Consider the following 8,714-nt stretch of genomic DNA (forward strand, 5'->3'; position numbering starts at 1 on the left):
CATTCGCCACAAGCGCTCTCCTCTACAGAGAATCGAGCCATCATATAATGTGACGAACTTGCGTTCCAGATGACTAGTTCCGCGAATTCAAAAATATGCTCCCGACGCCAAGGCCATTCTGGAGGTCGGTACGGGCCGATCGATCGTGGCCCCGATTGTGGCCGCGAATAAATTGCCCCTCTCGCACGTCACGTTGCTAGATCAGTCGCCGCGAATGCTCGAACACTCGCGGGATTGGGGGCGGCGCGGCGCAAGATTGCTCGTCGCGGACGCCACCAGCACGGGACTGCCGCGTACAAGTTTTGAACTGATCGTGTCGTCGCTTGGGGATCCCTACAACGATGCGAACTTTTGGCAGGAGGTGAGCCGCTTGCTTAAATCAGGAGGAGTTTGCCTCTTCACGGCACCCGCTTGGGAATGGTCCGAGCATCGGAGGGTAGCTGAGTTTGTATTTGCGAATGGCGCCAAGGCTTTTGTTCGTTCCGATATTCCGTCTGTGGCGACCCAAAGCCAGATGATTGGCGGTGTCGGGCTCTATTTGGACGAAATGCAAGAGCTTGACGCAGCGCATGTGTCGGGACCGCTCTCGTCAAAGCTATTGATTGAGGGGAAAACCAGCCCCTTGCCGCTGGTTCGCGGCTTCGCCGTCAAAAAGAGGTAGGGCCGGACTCAGGCCGAGTAGGGCCGGTGTCGGCCTGACCGCCGCCTGACAAGGCGCGGTTACTCCACGAAAGAGAAGGCTAGAATAACGGCTGGGGCTGTCGCCTCTTTGGTCATTGCGGGATAGTTGTGGTGCAGGGTTGCCTTTGCGGCCTGGCGGTCCCAGCGGTAGATGTAGGTCGTGGCTGGGACGGCTCCATGGCTTCCGAGCTCGACGGGCTCAAGCGCTATCTCAATCTCGCCGGTGGCCTCGCAGGCTTCGCAGGGATACCAGTGTTCGATCAGCGAGCCATCAAAGTGGTTAATGTCGACAGGGTAGGCGTGGCCTTTGTCACCGCCGCAGGATGGGCAGGGGATGATGCGGGTGTCGGTCTCCTATCCCCCCATCAACATGCCGCTGACGCCGGCATACCGCCAGATGTCCATGCGATGTGGGCGATCCAGTCGAAGAAGGCGATGGCGCCGACAATGGCGCAGATGTCGAGGACCGGTTCGGGAGTGGTTCGGTAGTGGTGGGTAACCGCTCCCGCAGGCTCCGCATGTGAATCGATCGGCCTGGGCGTCGGGCAGCGGAAGGAGCGGAGGCACTTGTCGCAGGTCTTGCGCTCGTCCTGGGCGTCGATCGGGCGGGTGTAGTGGAGCGGGGTGACGTTCATGATGGCGGCCACGATTGCAGCACGCGGCCGATAAGGAGGATGATTCCCATGAGCGCGAGCAGCACATACCAGAACAGGAACGGTCCGATCTCTTTCACTTCGGCACCGCCGGCGTCAGGATCAGGGTGAAACGGGTAGGGTAGCCGGGCCAGCCGCCGACGTGGATGTCGTCGAAGCCGGCGACGACCTTCTGGAGATCGTGGCAAAGCTCGTCTCCGCCGCCATCAATCCCAACGAAATTGAATGGGTGGTCGCCGATCTGCAGCGCCAGCCCGGGGTGCGCCATGCCACCTGGGAAGTGAACACCACGGACTGATTGCGGCTTTCTGGGCCGATTTGTGCGTGTTCCAGCGCTCCCATACGCGGAACCATGCCTCGCCGGGATCGTTGATGTCGCGAACAATGTCGCAGGCCGAACGATATGTCAGCCGATGACAACAAGCGCAGCTTCGGGAAGGATATACTGATCGCGTCCGCGCTGGTCGGGACAGGGCTCGCGATATCGGCGCTTTCGCTGGCCGAGCTGAGCGCGGGCAATCCTCAGCATCCGCAAGAAATGGCGCAGGCCACGCCGCCGCTGCAATCCACACCCGGGGCAGAAACAAAACCGTCGGCGCCCTCAGAGCCGACAACGACCGGAACTGGCAAGCGGCCGTCGGACGTTCCGCCCGAACCGGCCCGCCCCAATTCCGAGGCGCAGAAAGCCGGCGCCCAGCCGGTGCTGCCGCCCGCACCCGCCGAGAAGACCGCGCCGCCGATCAGGGAGAAATAGTCGCGACTGTCGTCATTCCCACATGCGCAATTGCGCATGTGAGGGCCTGTCGCCTTGGATCGGCTATCGCCGACGGTTCAATGCGGCATGGCCGGGGCAGGGGAGGCAAACTAGTTCTCCACTCAGCCACGAGAAATGAAGAGAGGTCGATGATCATTGCGGCGGGGTTCCGCTGGTTCACTGTCCCATTTTCTGTTTCACTCATTTTTGGGACGACTCACTAGTCTCCTAAAAGCGCAAATTCCACCTGGTGCTCGCCGATCTGCAGGCTTTTGGGATCGTTCGGCTGTGGGTCCTAAGGTACGCGACGCTACCGGCCACCTGTGCAGGTGATCAACTGACCAACTCACGCGAGATCGTGCCCGACGTTGGATACATCCGGACGACGACAATTAGCTATAGGCATATAGCCAGCCATCATAGGTGTCCCGCTGTCCCATCGACTGTCCCACTATTTTATGAAGTGACTCACATTGTGTCCGCCAGCGGATTCATTGCCTTGCGATCGGAGTTGCCGCAAGGACAAGCTCATAAGATGGAAAACGGACCCGCAAAAGGCGAGCGCCAATAAGGCAGGCGATCGCGTGGGCGGGCTGCGCCCGGACCGCGTCGCCGGATCTTGATGCCTGCTTGCGGCTCGCCGCTCAGGAGGACCACAAAGTCCGTGCCCTTGCCGGTCGCCGAGCTCAGCGGCTCGTCCGTGAAGGAAGACCGCGGCGACATCCCGGCGATGCGATCCAAAGCGTCCTGTGGGATGACCGAGCGCAGCTCCCGTGTCCGTCAGCATTGGCTCAATGTCGTGACCTATGCTGCCGCGCGGTCCCGGTCATGTGGTTCAACCGCGGCGCCGTGCGGACGACCGCCGTCCCAAGAGACGACGCTTCACGGCATGTTGCTGTCGCCGGTCGACCGCTCCAGCGCAGTGTCGGCGGCGGCCAATTGCGCCTCGGCCCTGAACCTCAGATTTTCCGCTACACGCACCGGCACGATCGCCTGCGCGGCCTCCCGGAAAAACGTCCCGGCGGCGTCTCGCCTGATCCGCCTTCTTGGCAGCCACATCCGTCGGGGCTACGATCACTCGCATGCCCAACTGGGGCCGCTTCGAACAGGCTAGCTGCGAAGTCAAAGGGCATCCGAACGCAGCCATGCGACACCGAATATCCGGGCAGGGGGGCGGCCGTGGAGCGCGACGCCTGACCAGGTAATGCGTTGGACGTGGGGCATGTAGGCAACGTCATACAGGTTCGAGTAGTCGTCTATGAGCAACACGCGGCGAGCCTTGAGCCTTGGGTCGGGTCGGAAACGCTCCGATCGTAGCTTGAACCCGTGGGTTTGGACGGCCTTGACTGAAAAACCCAATTTGTTCAACGGGTGTTTGGAGGAGCGGTGATCCGTCGAGGGGTGGACGAGTTAGCATGTCGTCAAGGGGATTGCGGGCGGCAGGCAACTTTTCGCGACTTATGTTTGCAAGAAATTTCACCGTCATATGCATAATCAGCGGTGTGACGCTGCAGCAGCCTGGCGAAAGCGTTAGATCAGGCAACTCGGCCGCTACGGCGCTTTGCCTCTTCCGCAAGACGCCGCTCAATGTAGTCGTAAATCGACGACCACACGATTTTGCGGGAAGTGCCTTCGACATAGGACTGAAGCTGGCCGTTGTTGATGAGCTCGTACATCTTGGCCCTGCCAATCTTAAGTGCGGCCATGGTCTCGTTTACTGTCGCCACTAGTGCGCCTCTATTGGCTTGATGATCGTTCGTGTGTTGCATCCGACTCCTCCGCGCCTTTCAGGTGGTTTAACTGTCAGTGTCGCGCCGCTTCAGGTCCAAGCCGAGGTTCCGGGCGAGCCGCAGCGATATCGTCTGGCCGCGCTTGTTCGTCAGGGGCTCGAACCCCTGCGAGATGTACTCCATGCGGCGCTGGTATTCCTCACGGCTGGCCTTCTCGCGCTCTGCCAACTCGCGTTTGGCTTGGCGCTGCTCGCTTTCCAGCAAGTTCGGCGTGTGAATTTGCCCGTGAAATGTCTGTAGCGAGGCGGCGACGCGCTCGCCCTCGGCGGCCCTTGCTGTGGTATTTGCTAGCTCGACGGGGGCGGTGAGCAACAGGTTGAGGCGTCCCCGCTCGGCTCGCGCTACATTTGCCTTTTGGTCAGCAAGTCGGTGGATGCGTGGCGCTGCGGGCTGGTAGTCGGGGTTGAGATCGACCACTGCGCCGCGGCGAATGTCATCACAGGCCTGCTCAACGGCCCACGGGGGTAGATCCGAAAGCAACCGGACGTAACCGGCAATGGTAGCTTGATCTGTCTTTCCGTAGCCAATGAGAGCTGCCGAGACCGCTCGGCTGATGCGTTTCAAATCCGTCTCACTACTCGGGGGCTGCAACAGGCTGTCGACTGTGGTGAGGCGCGCTCTTAGCACCTCCGTTTCTAGCGCCGTGAGCGGTCGGCGCAGAACAGCACGGTTGCCGTACCTATCCAGCGAGTTATGGACGATGGCGGCGATGTGCGTCGCGGCAGGGTCAGGCATCCAAGATGACACCTGGGCCGGCTGAGTAGTCTGGGCGGGTAGCTTGTTCTTCATTGCTGTGTCCGTTCAGTTCGTCGTCTAGTTGGAGGAAGATTTCGGCTGCGCTCTTGCTGCGCTCGCGCTTCGTCGTCTCAGTCGAGTTGCCGTGCGGCACTCCGCGCGCAAGATCCGCATGCGCGTCCGCAATGGCGTTCTCGAAGTACTTCGGACTGTTTGGCGCCTTGTCGCGCTTAGCCATCACGCGCTCGATCGTCGCCACGATCACGTCCGGCTGCCACCCGGCCTGCCGCCATTTGTTCGCGAAATAGGCCGTTCCCGCCACACGCGGATCGGCAGGATTAAGGCCTTGGGCGTGCGTGATGCGGTCCGCCAACTCGAAGTCCTCAGACGAGAACAGCGATTTGCTCGGAGCAGGCGGCGCATTGCAGGATTTAGCTGCGCTATGCGCAGATAAATCCTCTTGTGATTGTGGCTGTGATTGTGACTGTGCATTGTTATGCATTGCATCCGGCATGCTTGCAGCATGCCTGGCGGATGCTTGGCCCATACCGCGACGATGCTTCGACCAACGGCTATTTGCTGCCGAGCGGCCCTTGTCGCTGTTCGATTTTGCCACCTGATCGGCGCGCGCCAGTTCCTCCTCAATTCGGCGGTGTCGCCAAACGCCATCCGCCACCTCAAAGAAGCCCACCAGGAGTGGCCGGATCTTGCTGGTCCACCTGCTGACCGGCAGGCGTGCAATCGTTGCCAGAACCTTGTCGTCGTCCGGTGGCGCCCCCTTCGTCCAATAGTCGAGAATCAACAGCAGGTACGCGCCGTGCGCCTCGGTTGTCAGGCGTGCAGTGTCCTTGATGTAATCGCCAACGTAAAAGGGAAACCAAAAGTGGTTCATGCTTCCCCTCATGGCTGGATCCAGGGCGATGACCATCCAGAAGGGAAAAGTCTTGGGACGACTGTTGTCATCACCGCGCCCCCCAGCAGAATTGATTTTACTGGGCAGGTTGGTTGACGACGTCATCCATGAGTCGAGATCGCTTTGGCGGTATCGGACCGCACGTCCAATCCTCACGAACACGGGGCCGCCCCCGGAAAGTCGTCGCTTCGCGAGGGTCGATTTGGACGAACGAAGGTATTTGGCGGCTTCGGTCGGCGTTAGGTATTTCTGATCTTTCATGGGAAGTCTCCAAAATTGAAAAACCCGCTCGGCGGTGCCGGCGGGTCTGTCGATGTTTGAGATATGAGATAGGAAGGACGGGGGGCTAAAGTGGCGACGCAAAAAAGCACCCATCGACATATGCCGAGGGTGCTTTCAAAAGCGCATATAACTCCACCGTGATGTTTTTGACGCTATCTCATTCCCCAAATTGTCTCAAGTGTCCTGATAATGCTCCGGAATTGAAGATTGTGGAAAACACGCGATTTCGCACGCACTCCAAATCAAAATTCATAGTCACGTGGAGGTTAGCTTCGCCCCTCTTGATTGGCGCTATCGAGCGGCAAGGTTCTCCTACGAGGCTCAAGTAGGCGATAGCAGCGGTCCGCTTCGGCGCGGATAGCGCAATAAGCCTAACCTGACGAAGTCGGCTTGGTGGGAGCGCCTATGTCGATTGTCGGCGCGGCGACCAGCGGCTGCGTGTCCGGCGTAGGGTTCATCGTGAATGGATTCGGAGCGTCCGTTATCATGCCCTTGGTTCTCGCGGCGAGCTGTTTCGCCCGGATCCGGAACGCGTACGCGAGGCTCTCCAGACGCGCCTTCTTCGTCCCCGTGGCTGCTTTCGCTGCCCGCTGAAGTGTCCCAGCCGTCCTCAAATGGGCTTGCGGCGTGAATTTCATCGTAGGCTCCGTGGCTTGCCGAGGTGTCTCACTGTCCCAGTAAGTGTTTCACAATCTTTCAAAGTGACTCAGTGGTGTTCCGACACGGTTGCCCCGAAAAAAATGCGTCCCCCGTTATGAGCCCAAGGTCTTCCGATAGTGCCAATGCGCGGCTTCACGCGCCGGGATTAGAGAGTCGAATACTGGCTGATCCGACAGCCGCTGAACGTTAGCGGCACGAGCCATTGCGATCTTGCAGGATCAATCGACCACCGCGCAGTTTTTTATACTCCACGGATATCCCATCCTCTGAACCGCATTGATTGCATTGCGGTTTGCAGCCGCAGCCGGAAAAGTCACGGGTAAAACCCACGGTCGGCGCTGGCGAAACGGCCAGCGACGCACGAAGAGCCGGCAATTCCCTTGAAGGTTACTGGATGGGGTGGGGAGCGGCGGCAGCCAACCATAGCCCGGGATTTGGTGATGCACGCTCCATTCGATGCACGCGGATAATGGAGGTGTCGATCATCTGGACGGCTGCATCACGAGCAGCGGCGAGTGCATCTATGATGCGGCTCCAGACGCCGGCCCACCGCCAGCTGACGAAGCGGTTGTAGCAAGTGGTGTAGGGACCGAACACATCTGGCAGATCGCGCCAAGGTGCTCCAGATCGCAGCACCCAGAAAATGCCATTGAGGGCACGACGGCCGTTTTACCCGAGGAACCCCACGCGGCTTATTGGGCAGCATTGGCTTGATGGCGGCCCATTCATAGTCGGCGAGTTCATAGCGCATGATTCGAGACCCCCAGTTTGGGAGCCTGAATCACAGGCATCCGGCCAAACTCAATGCTCTCGATGCGGCCTCGGCGCCGGCGCCGCTATCGGGGAAAAGCGGACATCAACCGGCCGACAATCCCCGCTGAATCGGTCGAAAATGACCCTGAGCGGACTCCAACGTGGTGGAGCATGACACAAAGCCCGGGCAGGAAAACCCACGATGCCGCAACCATCCTGCTCGAACGAAGACTACCGTCTGCCGACTGGGATCGCACGTGGCCTAGATCGAAGCCTAGGCGAGCAGCGAGACGTTTCCGCTCATGATGTCGTAGCGGGCCGCTACGACCATCAGCTTCCCCTCCTTGATCGCTCCGGCGATGACGGGGGATGCCTCGCTGAGCAGGGTCGCCTGTATCCTGGCGTTGGCGTCGATGGCAGCGTCAAGGTTGCCGCCCGCGGCGACCACCGCCGGTTGGATGGGGGCGTAAAGGACGCTGATCTGGCCAGGCACAGCCTTGCCTTCAATGGTTGCCTTGACCGCACCGCAATTGCCGTGCCCCAGCACGACGAGGACTCTGGTGCCCAGAACGGCGACGCCATATTCGAGACTCGCCGTGATCCCGGGCGTAGTTACGTTCCCGGCTACACGGACGACGAAGATTTGGCCGATGCTCTGGTCGAAGACAAACTCCACCGGTACCCGTGAATCCGCGCAGGATAGAACCGCGGCAAAGGGCTCATGCTTCTCGGCTGTTTTGGCCTTGAGAATCGAAAGGTCTTCATTGAGGGAATGGAGTTGTCCGGCGACATAGCGCTGGTTGCCGTCCATTAGCGCCTTGAGTGCAGCCTCGGGCGTCAAAGTGCTCTGCGCCGATGCGGGCAGAGCGCGAATGACCGTCGCGCCTGCCAGCGCTACCGCCGTGCCGGCGATGGCGTTGCACAGGAAGCCGCGACGCGCCAGATCGGCATGCTTCTCATGGCCCCTTGGCTCCATAGAGCCGCAATCACAGCGGCAGGCCATACCAACGGCTTGGGCGGAAATGTCCGTAGGTTTCATCTGCGCCTCCTTATGTCTCACGTTCGCATCGAGTCACGTCAGTGAGGGCTGCTGATGTATCGTCTCGGCCTTGAAAGGTTGTCCTCAAGCTCATGACACGCGAGTTGCTTGCCCACATCGCGATGCAGAACGGCCGGCATAGTTTAGCGCAACGCCCCGTTCGGGCTATACATATTCGGCTGATTTATTCCTCCGACTCCGCGAGGAATATTGAGCGATGTGGCTTGGCGCAGCCGATGACCGAACTATCTGGGTCACTTGTCTTCCCAGGCGCTGGGTCCGGAATTGGCCCCAAACAGAACAACGTTTAAACCGTTATCATGTCGGCTGTCAGTGGGAGACCGGACGCGGGTCCATGCTCACCTCCACCGCCGCTTGTGACCCAATGTATGGTCCGGCCGTGCGTAGCAAGAAGATTTCGACGATCCGGTAGATGCGGTCTTGCATCAATGTA

Annotated in this window: 8 protein-coding genes and 2 pseudogenes; 3 read left to right on the forward strand and 7 right to left on the reverse strand. The window is 59.9% G+C overall.

Annotated features, from left to right (window positions below):
* The first annotated feature begins 118 nt into the window (after positions 1–118).
* Both ACZXDY_RS43460 and ACZXDY_RS43465 read left to right on the forward strand, forming a co-directional pair.
* Entirely contained in the window at positions 119–661 is a 543-nt protein-coding gene (locus ACZXDY_RS43460; RefSeq protein ID WP_464349727.1) for a class I SAM-dependent methyltransferase, read from the forward strand.
* 197 nt (positions 662–858) lie between these two features.
* On the forward strand, positions 859–1,170 hold the full coding sequence (locus tag ACZXDY_RS43465) for a hypothetical protein (protein WP_464349722.1): 312 nt from the start codon (positions 859–861) through the stop codon (positions 1,168–1,170).
* A gap of 240 nt (positions 1,171–1,410) precedes the next feature.
* Here ACZXDY_RS43465 and ACZXDY_RS43470 read toward each other — a convergent pair whose 3' ends face one another.
* On the reverse strand, positions 1,411–1,602 hold the full coding sequence (locus ACZXDY_RS43470) for a hypothetical protein (protein WP_028169312.1): 192 nt from the start codon (positions 1,600–1,602) through the stop codon (positions 1,411–1,413).
* Between the two features lie 135 nt (positions 1,603–1,737).
* On the opposite strand from ACZXDY_RS43470, the gene ACZXDY_RS43475 reads away from it, so the two are divergent.
* Complete coding sequence (locus ACZXDY_RS43475; protein WP_028169311.1) at positions 1,738–2,088, forward strand: hypothetical protein; 351 nt, start codon at positions 1,738–1,740, stop codon at positions 2,086–2,088.
* Between the two features lie 1,051 nt (positions 2,089–3,139).
* On the opposite strand, the pseudogene ACZXDY_RS43480 reads toward ACZXDY_RS43475, so the two are convergent.
* The 6 genes and pseudogenes from ACZXDY_RS43480 to ACZXDY_RS43505 form a co-directional block, all read right to left on the reverse strand.
* Positions 3,140–3,345, reverse strand: a pseudogene (locus ACZXDY_RS43480) (L,D-transpeptidase family protein); the annotation flags it as partial.
* Between the two features lie 278 nt (positions 3,346–3,623).
* Entirely contained in the window at positions 3,624–3,857 is a 234-nt protein-coding gene (locus ACZXDY_RS43485) for a helix-turn-helix domain-containing protein (protein WP_464349723.1), read from the reverse strand.
* 27 nt (positions 3,858–3,884) lie between these two features.
* Positions 3,885–4,613: a hypothetical protein gene (locus ACZXDY_RS43490; RefSeq protein WP_464349724.1), complete on the reverse strand. Its 729-nt coding sequence runs from the start codon at positions 4,611–4,613 to the stop codon at positions 3,885–3,887.
* Entirely contained in the window at positions 4,606–5,787 is a 1,182-nt protein-coding gene (locus ACZXDY_RS43495) for a DUF1376 domain-containing protein (protein WP_464349725.1), read from the reverse strand. The genes ACZXDY_RS43490 and ACZXDY_RS43495 overlap by 8 nt, the downstream gene beginning before the upstream one ends.
* A gap of 1,111 nt (positions 5,788–6,898) precedes the next feature.
* Positions 6,899–7,219: pseudogene (locus ACZXDY_RS43500) on the reverse strand (IS5 family transposase); the annotation flags it as partial.
* Positions 7,220–7,495: 276 nt separating this feature from the next.
* Complete coding sequence (locus ACZXDY_RS43505; protein ID WP_464349726.1) at positions 7,496–8,260, reverse strand: carbonic anhydrase; 765 nt, start codon at positions 8,258–8,260, stop codon at positions 7,496–7,498.
* Positions 8,261–8,714: the final 454 nt, after the last annotated feature.

This window comes from Bradyrhizobium sp. LeoB3, from assembly GCF_055456055.1.

Bases quoted from the DNA above. Each gene is read 5' to 3' on its own strand.
- ACZXDY_RS43495 (WP_464349725.1), bottom strand. From the start codon at position 5,787: ATGAAAGATCAGAAATACCTAACGCCGACCGAAGCCGCCAAATACCTT.
- ACZXDY_RS43465 (WP_464349722.1), top strand. From the start codon at position 859: ATGGCTTCCGAGCTCGACGGGCTCAAGCGCTATCTCAATCTCGCCGGT.
- ACZXDY_RS43475 (WP_028169311.1), top strand. From the start codon at position 1,738: ATGTCAGCCGATGACAACAAGCGCAGCTTCGGGAAGGATATACTGATC.
- ACZXDY_RS43505 (WP_464349726.1), bottom strand. From the start codon at position 8,260: ATGAAACCTACGGACATTTCCGCCCAAGCCGTTGGTATGGCCTGCCGC.
- ACZXDY_RS43485 (WP_464349723.1), bottom strand. From the start codon at position 3,857: ATGCAACACACGAACGATCATCAAGCCAATAGAGGCGCACTAGTGGCG.
- ACZXDY_RS43490 (WP_464349724.1), bottom strand. From the start codon at position 4,613: ATGCCTGACCCTGCCGCGACGCACATCGCCGCCATCGTCCATAACTCG.
- ACZXDY_RS43470 (WP_028169312.1), bottom strand. From the start codon at position 1,602: ATGGCGCACCCCGGGCTGGCGCTGCAGATCGGCGACCACCCATTCAAT.